General features: G+C 35.2%; 16 protein-coding genes. 2 read left to right on the forward strand and 14 right to left on the reverse strand.

The features are described from left to right. The 7 genes from AC1DKZ_RS18565 to gntK form a co-directional block, all read right to left on the reverse strand. The gene (locus AC1DKZ_RS18565) at positions 1-948 is read right to left on the reverse strand and encodes an ABC transporter ATP-binding protein (RefSeq protein WP_033709046.1); all 948 of its coding nucleotides are present in this window, start codon (positions 946-948) and stop codon (positions 1-3) included. Between the two features lie 102 nt (positions 949-1,050). Further along, positions 1,051-1,608, reverse strand: coding sequence for a YdcF family protein (locus AC1DKZ_RS18570; RefSeq protein ID WP_016094121.1), 558 nt, complete (start codon positions 1,606-1,608; stop codon positions 1,051-1,053). A 63-nt stretch (positions 1,609-1,671) separates the two neighbouring features. Beyond that, positions 1,672-2,901: an MFS transporter gene (locus AC1DKZ_RS18575; protein WP_476996818.1), complete on the reverse strand. Its 1,230-nt coding sequence runs from the start codon at positions 2,899-2,901 to the stop codon at positions 1,672-1,674. 1 nt (position 2,902) lies between these two features. After that, positions 2,903-3,439 carry an NADPH-dependent FMN reductase gene (locus AC1DKZ_RS18580; RefSeq protein ID WP_002031805.1) on the reverse strand — a complete coding sequence of 179 codons (537 nt, stop codon included), beginning with the start codon at positions 3,437-3,439 and terminating at the stop codon, positions 2,903-2,905. A 155-nt stretch (positions 3,440-3,594) separates the two neighbouring features. Then, the gene (gene gnd / locus AC1DKZ_RS18585) at positions 3,595-4,491 is read right to left on the reverse strand and encodes a phosphogluconate dehydrogenase (NAD(+)-dependent, decarboxylating) (RefSeq protein ID WP_476996819.1); all 897 of its coding nucleotides are present in this window, start codon (positions 4,489-4,491) and stop codon (positions 3,595-3,597) included. 18 nt (positions 4,492-4,509) lie between these two features. Next, positions 4,510-5,859 (reverse strand): GntP family permease, encoded by a 1,350-nt coding sequence (locus AC1DKZ_RS18590; RefSeq protein ID WP_002136120.1) that lies wholly within the window; start codon positions 5,857-5,859, stop codon positions 4,510-4,512. Positions 5,860-5,873: 14 nt separating this feature from the next. Next, the gene (gntK, locus tag AC1DKZ_RS18595; RefSeq protein ID WP_476996820.1) at positions 5,874-7,412 is read right to left on the reverse strand and encodes a gluconokinase; all 1,539 of its coding nucleotides are present in this window, start codon (positions 7,410-7,412) and stop codon (positions 5,874-5,876) included. A gap of 393 nt (positions 7,413-7,805) precedes the next feature. Here gntK and AC1DKZ_RS18600 point away from each other — a divergent pair, with 393 nt between their 5' ends. Next, positions 7,806-8,708, forward strand: a complete 903-nt coding sequence (locus tag AC1DKZ_RS18600; protein ID WP_476996821.1) for an ABC transporter permease subunit — start codon at positions 7,806-7,808, stop codon at positions 8,706-8,708. Beyond that, a complete protein-coding gene (locus AC1DKZ_RS18605; protein WP_404455089.1) occupies positions 8,705-9,724 on the forward strand; it encodes an ABC transporter permease in 1,020 nt (339 codons plus the stop codon). The genes AC1DKZ_RS18600 and AC1DKZ_RS18605 overlap by 4 nt, the downstream gene beginning before the upstream one ends. 152 nt (positions 9,725-9,876) lie before the next feature. Here the strand turns inward: AC1DKZ_RS18605 and adhP are convergent, their stop codons facing one another. The 7 genes from adhP to AC1DKZ_RS18640 all read right to left on the reverse strand — a co-directional run bounded on the left by adhP (position 9,877) and on the right by AC1DKZ_RS18640 (position 15,279). Next, complete coding sequence (gene adhP / locus AC1DKZ_RS18610) at positions 9,877-10,914, reverse strand: alcohol dehydrogenase AdhP (protein WP_113937791.1); 1,038 nt, start codon at positions 10,912-10,914, stop codon at positions 9,877-9,879. A gap of 525 nt (positions 10,915-11,439) precedes the next feature. Beyond that, the gene (locus AC1DKZ_RS18615; protein ID WP_476996822.1) at positions 11,440-11,739 is read right to left on the reverse strand and encodes a methyltransferase family protein; all 300 of its coding nucleotides are present in this window, start codon (positions 11,737-11,739) and stop codon (positions 11,440-11,442) included. Positions 11,740-11,806: 67 nt separating this feature from the next. Beyond that, positions 11,807-11,977, reverse strand: a complete 171-nt coding sequence (locus tag AC1DKZ_RS18620) for a hypothetical protein (protein WP_476996823.1) — start codon at positions 11,975-11,977, stop codon at positions 11,807-11,809. A gap of 96 nt (positions 11,978-12,073) precedes the next feature. Further along, positions 12,074-12,334 carry a hypothetical protein gene (locus AC1DKZ_RS18625; protein WP_113937789.1) on the reverse strand — a complete coding sequence of 87 codons (261 nt, stop codon included), beginning with the start codon at positions 12,332-12,334 and terminating at the stop codon, positions 12,074-12,076. Positions 12,335-12,525: 191 nt separating this feature from the next. Beyond that, positions 12,526-13,380, reverse strand: coding sequence for a MurR/RpiR family transcriptional regulator (locus AC1DKZ_RS18630; protein WP_476996824.1), 855 nt, complete (start codon positions 13,378-13,380; stop codon positions 12,526-12,528). 130 nt (positions 13,381-13,510) lie between these two features. Next, positions 13,511-14,146, reverse strand: coding sequence for a response regulator (locus AC1DKZ_RS18635; RefSeq protein WP_002031722.1), 636 nt, complete (start codon positions 14,144-14,146; stop codon positions 13,511-13,513). 14 nt (positions 14,147-14,160) lie between these two features. Further along, positions 14,161-15,279 (reverse strand): GAF domain-containing sensor histidine kinase, encoded by a 1,119-nt coding sequence (locus tag AC1DKZ_RS18640; RefSeq protein ID WP_476996825.1) that lies wholly within the window; start codon positions 15,277-15,279, stop codon positions 14,161-14,163. Positions 15,280-15,436: the final 157 nt, after the last annotated feature.

Here is a 15,436-nt window from a genome sequence, read left to right on the forward strand (position 1 = left end):
TTAGCCTCTTTCCTTCATTTGTTCAACAATGTAATTGACAATATGACGACTTGTTAACGCTCCAACATATTGACCATGCTCTTCAACCGGCACTGACTCTTCAGTTTGTAAGCGGACTAGTGCTTCTTGTAATGACGAATGTAAAGATAAAGCATTCCCTTCAACTCGTATACCCTCGTCTAGCGGCAATACCTCTTCTATACTCTTCCCCTCATACCAAGGTCGTCCACGATTTCCAATGAACTCCTCTACAAACTCATTTTTCGGGTTATGTATAATTCCTTCTGGCGTATCTAATTGAACAACTTTTCCTTCTTTCATTACACAAATACGATCACCAAGTGATAAAGCCTCTTGCATATCGTGCGTTACGAACACGATTGTTTTTTGAATCTTTTTTTGCAGTTGTACGATATCCTTCTGGAGCTGCTCCCTACTTAACGGATCTAACGCACTAAATGGTTCGTCCATAAGTACAATTTTCGGGTTTGCGGCTAATGCCCGTACGACACCAACACGTTGTTTCTGCCCTCCCGACAATTCATCTGGCATACGATCACGATATACATCTGGATCGAGCCCAACCATCTGTAGCAAGTCATCGACACGTGCTTTTATTTCCTTTTTGGTCCATTTTCTCATTTCAGGGACAACTGCAATATTTTCAGCAATTGTCATATGTGGAAACAGCGCAATCTGCTGCAACACGTACCCTATATTCCAACGTAGTTCGTTTATGTTATATTGTTGAATATCTTTTCCATCGATTAAAATTGATCCTTCCGTCGTTTCAATTAAACGGTTAATCATCTTCATTGTCGTTGTTTTCCCGCAACCACTCGGACCAATGAGAACAAAAAATTCTCCTTTTTTAATTTCTAAATGCAATGAATCCACTGCTTTTGTGCCATCTTCATACGCTTTTGACACATGATTAAATTGAATCACAGACACAACTCCTTTCATGTTGTTTCCTTTATTTTGATGGAATATAGCATTCATTTCAAATGATACGCTTTATTATACAAAAAAAGAGCTCTCATTTGAGCTCTAACGGTCGAACAATATTGTTTTCATAATTGCAGCATATTCACGCACATACGCTTTTTTCTTAGAGCGTCTCGGTGTTTCAGCAGCCAAAGCTTCCATCTTTATCCCTAAACGCTTTGCAATTATTTTCGTTCGATATAAATGATACGTATTACTTACAACTACCGCATGCTTTACATCATATAAATCCATACTAAACTTTAAATTTTCATACGTATTTGTAGAGCGGTCTTCAATTAAAATGCGATTCTCATCTATACCATGTACCATTAAATAGTTTCTCATACTGTGAGCTTCCGGTATATCTTCATCTTCCCCTTGACCACCTGAAACAATTACTTTCACCTCAGGGTGAGCATGTAAATATTCCAACGCTATATCCAAACGATTTTGAAGAGATAAAGACGGTCTATCTCCAAATAACTTTGCACCTAATATAAGAACGTATGGAGAGTGATTACTCAATGTTTCACGAGCAACTTTATTCATTCGAAACGTCATATAAATGATGTATATCGGAGGTAGTAATAAGATTATAAGCAATATCCATTTGTTCATAAATAAGTTAACACTCCCTTTCTTTTTATTATATAGAAAAAGAAAAGGAGGCAGAAGTATTTTTTAAACAATTGATTTATTAGACACATTCGCTTCCGTTTTACGTTTTGAAATTACATAATAAAAAGCAACCCCTAATGATAGGATCAATATACAGCTCAGTACATAAAACGGGATCATTACCCCTGCTTTAGATACACCTGCCATAAACAACATTAATAATACAATTCGAATTCCTGTGCCAATTAATCGAAATAAGCTATCCACACGTCCCATTACTTCGTTTGGGATTTCTTCCATCATCAATACATTTCTCGCCACTCGTGTTCCAGCATTTCCAATCGCATGGAAAATCGCAAGTCCATATAATAACATAATGGAAGGCTCAATAATCATTGCGGTAATTGAAATTACATAAATAACCATCGTCATAACGATTGAAATTTCTATTTTGACATATTTCATCATGATTGGAATACTTATTCCCGCAATAACAGCCCCAACACCATACATCATACCTTCTATCGCGTATACAGAGGCATTAGCTTTGAGTATATCTGAAATATAAACTGGGATTAAATAATTTGCCATCATAACACCGATAAACGGCATATAAGTGGCAAGTAAAAACCAAAAGAACTTAGGGCGATTTTTCATAAAGTGAATTCCTTCGAACAATTGCTTCTTAAATGTTACTTTCCCTTTTACTTCTTTTTTCTTTACATACGGTATACATAAGAACAGGAAAAATGCTCCTGCAAAAGTTAACATATCCACTAACAAGATCCATTTCAAAGAAATAATCTCAATTAAAAAGCTAGCGGCCGCTCCTGAAATAACTTGCGTTAATTGTCCTTGTATCTCCATCGTGCCACTTAAACTTTTATAATGTTCAGATTGAAATATTTCTTGGTTAAATGCAAAAATTGTAGGATAGAATAATAGATAATAGAAAGAACCTGCTATATAAATAATAATGTAATGAATAGAATTGTATGATTGCCCAGCAAATCCCCAAATGGCCATCATTCCTATAATGGCTATCCCGATACCTTCGTTACATAACAATAAAGATTTTCTTGAAAAACGATCTATGCTTTGCCCAATAAATGGCGTTAATAAAAACATTATGAGAGTCGCAACGATAGAAACATAACCAAACGTTGTCTCTCCTCCACTTTCCTTAATTAACAACCACGGAATCGTTATCATAACAATCCCAGAGCCAATAGCAGATAAACTATTGGCGCCTAGAATGTAATACAAGCGAGAATCATGATAAAGAGAGGACATATCACTCAACTCCTAATTGTTTTTTCACCTCTTTATATACGCTCATATATGCTTTTAATTCTTTAACTAAATCATGAATTAATGGTTTTGCATCTTCTCCAAGTTCACTATCTTGCACATGTAATCCATCAAGCACGACTTGTTTTGGAATTGCGTTTGCGTAAACGCCTCTAGCGACAGTGCGCATACTATTTAATGCGTTTATTCCCCCTTTACCGCCTCCAGCAACTGCTAGTAATGCGACAGGCTTATGGATGAATTCACTGCTACTTAAGTAATCTAACGAATTTTTCAGTGCTCCGCTCATCGCATTATGATATTCTGGTGTACATAGTACTACACCGTCTGCTGCTTTCACTAAAGCTTTTAATTTTTTAACTGCTTCCAATTCACGTTGTGATTCTTCCCCATTATATAAAGGCAATTCCGCTACTGCTAAATCGTATAACTCCCCTTCAAATTGCTCTGCAATATATTTTGCCACAACGCGAGTTCTACCGAATTTTCTTGGTGTACCGTTAATAACGACTAGTTTCATAATTATTTCTCCCCTTTGTTTTCAAGTTATATTTATATATTATCAGAAATTTCTATACAAAATACAGTAAAAAGGGGTAATAGCTTTCATAAAATAGTATGAGAAATAAAAAAAGAACTCATACTTTCGTATGAGTTTCACAAAACTAATATTCCCTATTTTTTCACAACCTCATGTCCACCGAATTGATTACGAAGTGCAGAAACCACTTTTCCGTGGAATGTAACATCTTCTTGTGAACGGTAGCGCATAAATAATGACATAGCGATAACTGGTGCCGCTGCTTGTAATTCAAGTGCAGTTTCAACAGTCCATCTCCCTTCTCCTGAAGAGTTCATTACACCTTTAATACCATCAAGTTTCGGATCATCTGCAAATGCCTTTTCAGTTAAGTCCATTAACCAACCACGGATAACTGATCCATTTGCCCATACTTTTGCAACATCTTCATAATTGAAATCAAAATCACTTTTATCTAGTACTTCAAATCCTTCAGCGATTGCTTGCATCATTCCGTATTCAATACCGTTGTGAACCATTTTTAAGAAATGCCCACTACCGACGCGGCCTGCATATGAATAACCATTTTCTACTGCTAAATCTTTAAATAAAGGTTCTAGTTGATCATAAATTTCTTTTTCTCCACCAACCATTAAGCAAGCACCGTATCTAGCTCCTTCCACACCGCCTGATGTACCGATATCTACGTAATGTAAGCCAAAGCTTTTCGCTTCTTCAGCACGGCGTAACGTATCTTTATAGAATGAATTTCCACCTTCAATAACGATATCGCCTTCCTCTAATAATGGATATACATCTTTTAGTACTGACTCAACAACTTCTCCTGCAGGTACCATTACCCAAATTGTACGAGGTGCTTCTAGTTCAGCGATCATTTCTTTTAACGTATGACGTGCAGTAATCCCTAGTTTTCCTGCCTCTTCAACAAGTTCATTATTTACATCGTATACAACTACTTCATGCTTGTCTTCATATAAGTGTTCAGCTAATGGGAATCCCATTTTTCCTAATCCAATTAAACCTAGTTTCATATTAATCAATCTCCCATTCTATACAAATATATTTAATAACGAAATTAGCCCAAGTGCTACAACAGATAATATTGTCTCCATTGCAGTCCATGTTAATAATGTTTCTTTCACAGTCATTCCAAAATACTCTTTAATCATCCAAAATCCAGAATCATTTACATGCGATAAAATTAATGACCCTGCACCTGTTGAAAGTGCCAGTAACTCTACATTAACTCCTGGTGTACTTGCCGCAATCGGTGCCACTATTCCTGCTGCTGTCATCATGGAAACAGTAGCAGAGCCAGTCGCGATTCGAATAAGTGCAGCAATTCCCCAACCTAATAATATCGGTGAAATATGTGATTCTTTCGCCATCTCCGCAATTGTAGTTCCAATTCCAGAATCTAATAACACTTTATTAAAGGCACCACCTGCACCGATAACTAACAGTATGTTTGCAATTGGGCCTAAACAATCATTTGTAACTTGTAAGACTTTGTCTTTAGAAAACCCTTTTGCATAGCCAAGACTAAAGAAAGAATATATCGTGGCAATTAATAATGCGACTATTGGATCTCCAATAAAATGCAATACTTGTGCAAGTTGGCTTGTTTTATTTAATGCTACTTCCGCTATCGATGCACCTAGCATAAGAAATACTGGAAGTAAAATAGTAAACAATGTATTTCCGAAGCTAGGAAGTTCCTTCTTCTTATCTCTTTCAATAAATTGCTCCGCTATATCTAACGGTACTTCTTTATGTATACGAGCACCAATCCATTTCCCGTAAAGCGGACCTGCAATTATTGCAGTTGGAAGTCCGACAATTAATGCATACAAAATTGTCTTCCCTACATCTGCTTTAAATATACCTACCGCTGCCATAGCTGCTGGATGCGGTGGAACAAGTCCGTGTACAACCGAAAGACCTGCTACTAGCGGAATACCGATTGTAATAAGTGATACCCCTGTTTCTAACGCAATTGTAAATACTAACGGAATTAATAGTACAAATCCAACTTGGAAAAATACCGGAATCCCTACTATAAATGCAACGAACATCATTGCCCAGTGAACACGCTTTTTCCCAAAACGTCCAATTAATGTGTTAGCAATTCGTTCAGCACCGCCAGACTCAGCCATCATTTTTCCAAGCATTGTTCCTAAAGCTAAAACAATCGCCAAAAACCCTAACGTATTACCAAGACCTAATTTAATAGAATCGATAATCCCTGGATGTTGTGGTGAAGTTCCAATTAAGGGCATCCCCATTGCTAGCCCTACACCGATTGCTGTTAAAATTAACGCGACAAATGGATGCCATTTTACTACCGTAATTAGTAAAAGTAATATAACAACAGCCGCTAGTACGATTCCAACTACCATTTCTCCCAATCCCCCTATTGTTTACGTTGGAAAGCAGCTATACAATCAAATTCTTCTTTCAAACGATTGTAAAGTCGTTCATACATATAAAACATCTCTAAATATAAAGCCGTATTTTCTTTATTCGGTACATGGTGATGGACAATATCAATCCAATCCTTCACCTCTTCAAGCGAATCAATTTTCCCAATTGCATACAAAGCAAGTGCCGCTGCCCCAAGCGCAGATGCTTCATGACTTTCTGGAACAAGTAATTCTTTCCCCATCATGTCAGATAACATTTGTCTCCAAAATGCAGATTTCGCAAAGCCTCCTGAAACACGTATTTCAGTAAGTGGCCCTGTACAATCTCGAATGGCAAGTGCTACTGAATACACACTCATACAAACACCTTCCATAACTGCTCGTATAAAATGTTCTCGTTTATGCTGAAGGTTTATACCGAAGAATGTACCACGAGCATTTGCATTCCAGTAAGGTGCACGTTCCCCAGATAAAAACGGTAAAAATAGCAATCCTTCTGCTCCAGCTGGTACACTTTCTGCATACTTAATTAATAAATCATAAGGATCAATCCCAAGCTTCCTTGCAACTTCTTGCTCTGGACTACCGAATTCATCACGTAGCCATCTTAATAAAATCCCGCCATTATTCGTCGGTCCACCGATTACCCAGTGCTCATCTGTTAATGCGTAACAAAAGGTTCTTCCTTTTTCATCTGTATTAACACTTGATGAAATTGTTCGAACCGCACCACTTGTCCCAATCGTAATTGCAGCTGATCCAGGTGATATTGCACCGACACCTACATTTGCAAGAACACCATCACTCGCACCAATAACAACTGGAGTATCTTCATGAATGCCCATCTTTTGTGCTAATTCCGGTTTCATTCCCGATAAAATATATGTAGTTGGTACAGGTGTTGATAATTGTTCTGGTGACATATTTAACATAGTTAAAACATCTTCATCCCAGTTTAATGTTTCTAAATTAAATAACCCAGTAGCTGATGCGATTGAATGATCAACTACATAGCGTGAAAATAATTGATAAATGACATACTCTTTAATGGAAATAAATTTATAAGCAGTTCTGAATAAATCCGTTTCTTCTTCTTTCATCCACAGTAATTTAGAAAGTGGTGACATCGGATGAATTGGTGTACCAGTTCTTCTATAAATGTCATGACCATTCATTTGTTGTAATAGTTTTTCTGATTGCTTTGTGCTTCTATTATCTGCCCAAATAATAGAGCGCGTTAACGGCGCACCGTTTTCATCTACAGCAATTAAGGCATGCATCGCTGTACTAATACCAATTGAAGAAATATCTTCCGGTGACACATTACCCTTTTTAATAGCAACGCTTACAGTTTTATATACAGCAGCACACATTACATCAGGATCTTGCTCAGCCCATCCGACGTTCGGTTGAATAATTGGATAATCAATTGCATGTGAAGCAACGACTTTTCCTTTTTCAGTGAATACAACCGTTTTCGTACTTGTGGTACCGATGTCAACCCCGATTAGTCTCCCCCTTGTTTCCATGCGAACCTCCCTCTCGTTTCTAGCAAAATACGATCTAGTAAACCGTTTACATGAATTAGTATATAAAATATTTTTCATAAATCAAGTTATTAGAAGAAAATTTTTTTCAAATCAAAACGTACCTCTCATCTTCTAAATCATTCTCTTTATCTTTTTTAAATAACCTTTTTAATTTATCAAACATTCTTTCCCCTCCACCTAAAGATAATAATATATAAGTTCTCGTTTTCTTAGCTTGATGGACATAGGGCGTGGCTCCCTACTATCACTTTTTTACCTTGTAAATATATGTTCCATACTATAAAATCTAATAGTATTTATATTTTTCAGAAAAATCAAAACAGAATATAAACTTTATTGTATAATGTTGTAAAAAGATGTCGGAGGGATTTAATGTTAAATACAATATCTCAATTCACAATTAAGCTTTCATCAATTCTTTTATCACTCTTACTATTATTAAATTTACCTTATTTATTTATCACTCAACAAGGATTTACCTTTCAACCAATTTACTTTTTTAATCAGATCGTTACTATGTTAAAAGAGGTTTTCTCCCCTGAATCATTAGTGGTTATCGGATCAGACCCGAAATTTGGTAGTTTCAAAAAAACACCATTATTTCCAACTGTTTTAGAACCTTACCTATATTCATTTACTGTATTATTTATAGCCTTTTTGCTTGCACTCTTTCTATCATCTAGTATGGCATTTTTTTATTTTTTAGCAAAAGATTATATAAAAAAATGGATAAACCGAATTGTATTCATATTAGAAGCTATCCCTGATATGATGATGATGATTTGTTTGCAAATATTTTTCATATGGGTACTTCAGAAATTCGGGGAATCTCCTGTCACCATTATTTCTTTTAATGAAAATCGAGCTTATTTACTCCCTATTTTATCTTTAGCAGCCTTACCTACATTACAAATGTTTCGGATGATGGTGTTATACATAAAAGAAGAACATGAAAAACATTACGTAGAGGTTGCATATGGAAAAGGACTTTCATCAAGTTATATACTTTGCATTCATTTATTCAAAAATATATCTATCCACTTCTTTCACCATTTAAAAACGATTTTTGTTTTCTTACTTTCTAACTTATTCATTTTAGAATTTGTTTTTAATATGGAAGGCATTATTCAATTTTTATTTAAGAAGGCGTTTATTTCACCCCCAGCTGCATTTATCATACTTGTTATGATTATTTTACCGTTTTATACCATTTTTCAAATAATCTCATTCATGATGAATAGATGGCAAAAGCAATTGAAAGGAGCAGCATTATGAAATCTATTTGGAAATCAAAACGATTTTTAATCGGCTTTACTTATCTATTCATACTTGTTTCAGCTAGTTTTATTTATAGTTGGTTCTTTAAAGATAACATCCCAAAACCTCCTCAGTTACTTTACAATGACAATAACGAATTACTTGGAAAGGCCCCCTTTTCGCCATCGTTAATGCCGCCTTTTGGATCTGATCGTTTTGGAGAGTCTGTTTTCTTACAAATTGTAGAAGGAGCAAAATTCACCATTTTATTAGCCGTGGCAATTAGCTTCTTTCGAATTTTATTCGGAACATGTATAGGAATCCTCTTAAGTTTATACGCTCCAAAATTCAAGAGATTTTTCCAGTCATGCTCAGAAGTTTTTTATTATATTCCAACTCTATTTATCGCATTTATACTCATCACGCCCGTTAATATTGTAATCACATCAAACGCTGATAGATTAGACCCAAATATTTCATTTATGTTTTATCAAGTACTCGTACTTATTTTCGTCGCTCTACCTACACTTTCTTTATATATATCCTCAGAGGTTGATGAATTTATGAAACAAGATTACATTTTAAGTTCTCAATTGCTGGGTGCTAGCCGTTTTCATATTATCAAAAAACACTTACGAGTCTTATTACTTGATCGCTTATTTGTGTTATTCATGGAACATATCGTCCAAACACTCATACTCGTTATCCATTTAGCGTTGCTTAACATTGTAATTGGCGGGATACAAATGCGGGAACTCTATGACGGAGTGCCCAAACCTGTTTCTCTATCTAATGATTGGGCAGGTCTTATTGGATTAAATCGTTATGAAATGAATCTTTCATGGTGGATTATTTTTTATACTCTCGTTTCATTCTTTATTACGATTCTTTTTATTAAGCTTATGACAATCGGAATTCAAGATGCACTGAAAGCAAGAGATTCGCAAGTTGTAGCAATTCAAACCGTTCCAGATCATAAAAAATTTGTTGAAAATAAAGATTCTTTTTCGTTTGCAAATAAAGTGAATTTTTAATCATGTCTCATCAATCAAGTATTAATTGGCATTGATATTAGTAGAATATAAAAAAGATGATCCCTATTGAATACGAGGGATCATCTTTTTTATGCCGTCTAACTTTTTTACATGTCCTTTGCTAGACTCATGCTTTTTATATTTAAAATGAATTATTTACAATCACAATTATGCTGTTTAAAATCGATTACCATACGTCCTTGAATTCTACCTTGTTCCATTTCTTCGAATACATTTTGTACTTTATCTAGAGAACACGTTTGAACAACCGGCACTACTTTTCCTTCTGCGCCGAACATAAATGCCTCCTCCAGATCCTTACGAGTACCAACTAGAGAACCAACTACTTCAATCCCGTCTAATACAAGTCGTGGAATGTTTAAATCCATAGTTTCTACTGGTAAACCTACCGCAACTACTTTACCGCAAGCACGTACTGCATCAACTGCTGAGTTGAAAGCTACTTTAGAAACTGCTGTTACTACAGCAGCATAAGCACCACCAAACTCCTCTTGAACAATTTTATCAGCAGGACCTTGAGAAATTGGATTGATAGTCATATCAGCACCAACTTCTTTTGCTAAGGCTAATTTGTCGTCATTGATATCTACTGCAATTACCTTTGCACCAAATACGTTTTTAGCATATTGGATAGCTAAGTTTCCTAATCCACCGCAACCATAGATTACGATAGGTTGACCAGGTTTAATGTCTGATACTTTTATAGCTTTATATGTAGTTACGCCCGCACATGTGATTGATGATGCTTGAGCAGGATCTAATCCTTCTGGTACCTTCACCGCATAATCAGCTGTAACAATACATTGTTCAGCCATACCACCATCTACTGAATAACCAGCATTTTTCACTTCACGGCAGAATGTTTCTCTACCCGTTACGCAATATTCACAACGTCCACAAGATTGGAACATCCATGCAATACTTACACGGTCACCTATCTTTAGTGAAGTAACATCATCAGCAATTTTAGTAACAATACCTACACCCTCATGACCAAGGATGCGGCCATCGGTGTTTCCAAAATCATGATTTGCAACGTGTAAATCAGTGTGGCAAACTCCACAATACTCTACATCTACTAGCGCTTCACCCGAATGTAGCGAACGTAATTCCTTTTCAATAACTTCAATGTTTGCTTTGCTGTTTTTATTAACTACTACTGCTTTCATATGTGATCTCCCCTTTAGTGTTTTAGAGTTTTAATGAGTTTATCTCACAACTACTGTCCTCACTATTTTGGCTAATTATTGTGCCAAATTTAAGTGTTCAATCATCATTACAGGTTCATCATAACATGGAATTTCATAAGATTATTGTGAAATATTGAACAATATTTGAATTATTAACCAAGTATTTTCTTACTATATTTGAAAGGAAAACTGAAATTCCATCATATTTACATTGAAATTTATCAGGCATTTCTTTTTGGTTTATATGCAAAGAATATAGAGGTTTAAAAAATATTTTTTAAGCTTGGGAGATTATAAGTAATATATTTCTATAGACAATTAGAACCACTAAATCTAGCGGATATATCAACAACTATTCACCAATATAAAAAGCCTTCTATTATTATATTTAGGTCATACACTTTAGACTCAATAAAATCAAAGACAGGAACATATTTGTTCCTGTCTTTTTATAATGTGGTGGGACCCCGCATCCATCTATTTAAGAAATTTCTCCTATAATCCCTAGTATAAAAACGGAATAATTCGCCAAGTCTTGGACTGATATTGTTTATATTGTTCACCAAACAGCGTAATAAGAATTCTCTCTTCAATTTTTATACGATACGAATACACAAGGAAAAATAAAATAATATTTATGATAATGGCAATGAATGAAGATGAAGATATAGCAAATCCTAAAAAGGTCAAAAAAGACCCTAAATAACCAGGATGGCGAACATATTTATATAGACCGTTTTGAATTAACGTATGTCCCCCTTGCATTCCGACATTCTTACTGTAAAATCTTCCTAGGATTTTCATTGAAGAAAATCTTATCCATACACCAATTAGCCCGATAATAACACCCAAAAACAGCAATGAATTAATCTTATTTTACTGTAATGAAATACATAATCTCTGGAATGGTTAACATCAATGCAAAGACTACTCCGATAAAAAAACTAGAACCACGATTTTGTTTTTCCTCTTTAACAGGTGAACTTCTATAAAATTCTAATAATAAATACAGAAAAATAGGTAAATACGCTATGAGAAACATAATTCTTTTTCCCTTCAATAAAAGTATTTTATAATTAACTCACTTATTTTTATCAATTAGGTCACAAAATTTGGAGATTCCTTCAGAAATAGCTAATTACTCTTCCTTGTTCAATGCCTTTATTTTTGCAAGTAATGGCACAAAATAATCAGAGATTAACTTTTCAATATAGTCTTTAACTTGTTCTAAAATGTAAAGACATGTATATCCCCGATCTAATTTATCAGTTTTTCGTTCTACTAAATTTTGTTTTTCTAATCGGTCTATTACTAAGCTACTGATGTAACAGGTACCCCCTCTGAATCCACTAGTAGGAAAGCTTTTCTTTTTACCAATGTTTATTTCTTTAACCCTCATTAAAACACTCTCCGAGGCTTTGTCCCCCTCCCAAAAGCCAAACAAACGATTCAAATTCCATATCTACATTATACTAATCGAATTGAATATTCATTCTTTTTATTCATTATGTAAATAAAAAGGATAATCAGCCCCGTAATGGACTAACTACCCTATAAGTTATTATCTAAATTTAACATTTGAAGAGCCCTTTATATTCGTTTCATCGAAATTGTTTCACGTATACTTTGTAAATTTTGTAGTGTTTCCTCTTGTAGCTGCAATGACAATCCCACATACAAAGTATCTAATAAACTAAGCTGCGCTAATCGTGACGAACTTGCTTCTGTACGAAATTCCGTCTCACGCGTCGAAGTATATAGTGTTATATGAGCAAGTTGGCTTAATGCCGATTTTTGATAGCTTGTAATCGCAATAATGCGAGCCCCTCTTGCTTTCGCTACTTCTAATGCTTCAAGTAATCCTTTATTACTGCCCGAATGAGAAATTGCAATGACCACCGCTTCTTTTGTCAGCAAGCCAGCTCCCATAATTTGAAAATGTGAATCCGTATGAGCAATACAAGAAATACCCGTTCTCATAAACTTATGATAAGCATCCATCGCAATAATACCCGAACCACCATTTCCATAAAACTCAATTCGTTTCGCTTCATTCAGCGCACTTACTGCCTGTTCCAACGCGTTGTCATTTAACAAATGTAATGTATCTTGCAGTCCTGTAATATGTGAATGAAAAACTTTTTTAGCAACAGTGACCATATTATCTTCTACCGATACTTCCTCATGAATATTTTGCATCGGGGTATGTACAATCTCACGAGCTAATGTAATTTTCAGGTCTTGAAACCCTTGAAAACCTAGGTGTTTGCATAAGCGGAATATCGTTGCTTCAGAACTATTCGTAACTTCCGCTAACTCCGTAATTGATTTATGTACAACATCTTGTGGATGTTTCAAAATATGTTCGGCAATACTTCGTAATTTCGGTGATAAACCATTTAACGAAGCCTGAATCTTTCCAATCCCACTTTTTGTACCAGGCATATCGTATCTTCCCCTTCCATAGTAGCTATATTGTACCTAATAATCGAAAGAAGAAACACCTTTATTTAGCGATTTTATTTGCTCCTATGTATTCTGCCGTAACATATGACACAATTATTCATACTTATTTCTAGTTTTCCCCATGCTTTACTGCGTATAATGCAGCTTGTGTACGATCATCTACTTCTAATTTAGCCAATACGTTAGAAACGTGTGTTTTCACAGTTTGTTCTGTAATATGAAGCTCTGCTGCAATCTCCTTATTGCTTCTTCCTTTCGCAATTTCACGAAGTACTTCTTGTTCCCTTTTTGTTAACATAGAAAAAGGATTCTCTTTTTCTTTCTTGACTGCTGATCGTCCTAATAGTGCTGGTGTTACTTTCGGGTGAAAATTTGCATTTCCTTGATATACCGCAACGATTGACGCAACGAGTTGATCTGGCTGCACTTCTTTTAATTGATAGCCATCTGCCCCAGCTTCTAATGCTGGTAAAACGTAATCTTGTTCTGAAAAACTACTGAGCATAAGAATTTTTATTGTCTCATCGTATTGTTTTATACGTTTTGTCGCTTCAATACCATCCATTTTCGGCATTGATAAATCCATTAATACTACATCCGGCCTTTCTGTTTGGACGAATGTTAATGCTTCTTCACCATTTGCTGCTTCCCCAATAATTTCAAATTCTTCTCTCGTCTTCAAAAAGAATACGAGTCCCCTTCGAACGATATGATGATCTTCTACAAGTAATAATTTAATTTTCACTGACGTTCTCCCTCTCAAACCGGTAATTGAATTTCTATCTTTGTCCCCTTTTCCGGTTCTGCTTTTATTCGAAAAATCCCCCTCATTAATTCAATTCGTTCTTTCATACTTTTCAAACCAAGTGCTGACTCTCTTACTTGATCCTGTATAAATCCTATTCCGTTATCTTCTATGTAAAAATGCAACTTATTATTTTCTATCCTTAAATGAATACATACTTTTTCACATGAGGCATGTTTTTTACAATTATGTAATGCCTCTTGGCTTATACGCCATAAAACTTCTTCTATTTCATCTTCAATTAAAACCATTCCATCAATTCGAACATCCACTTGAATCCCTAACAGTTTTCCGTAATTTTGAATCGCTTCTGCTAAACCTTTCTCTAATCCTTCAGGCCTTAATTGCCAAATCAAAAGTGTCATCTCTTGTAATGCTTCCTGTGATAATTCTCCAATATAGCTTAACATCTCTTGCAAGTCTCTATCCTTCGTCATATTTAGAGTCCCTTTCGCTGTTAGCATAATTGAAAATAACAATTGTTTAACAGAATCATGTAAATCACGAGCCAATCGATTTCTTTCAGCTACAACTACATATTTTCGTTCTTTCTCAACTAATTGAATACGTTGTATTGTCGTTCCAATTTGAAATGCAATCGCTTCTAATAACGCTAACTCCTCCTCAGAAAAATGTGTTTTATGAGGCGAGGCTACATTTAATAGACCAAATTTCTCTGATCCAGATCTTAGCGGGATTGTCGCATGATGTGTAACATCTTCTGTCTCGCCCCAATTACATTCAATCGCATCCTCTATTCGTTTACATTCAATAATATTTGTCGCTTTTTCCAATCTTCCATTCACAAAACGTTCTACACACCAACAATCTCCTTCACACATCGGCTTCTTTTCCTGCCACGTAAGAGCTGGGGGTAAGTTTTGGTCTACAAGCATACGATGCTTTCCACTTTCATCAATAAAGAATATCCACCCTGTTTGTAAATTCATAACTTGTAATAATGTATGTAACACTTTTCCTAACATTTCCTGTAAGTTTGTTGCTTCATTTAGTAACTCAGCAATTTCTTTTAATGCCTCTAAACGATGCATCTCTTTTTCATCTATGCTCATTCTCATCACCAACTACCATTATAACATTAAGAAATTTCAAAATACTACAAACAAAAAAGAACCGAATTCCTTCAGCTCTTTTTTCGGAGATATCCCATACAGTACATTCAAATTTGCTGATTTGCAAATCTAAATTCTAAACCAAAACAGAAATTAG

The organism is Bacillus sp. 05T21, from assembly GCF_056396785.1.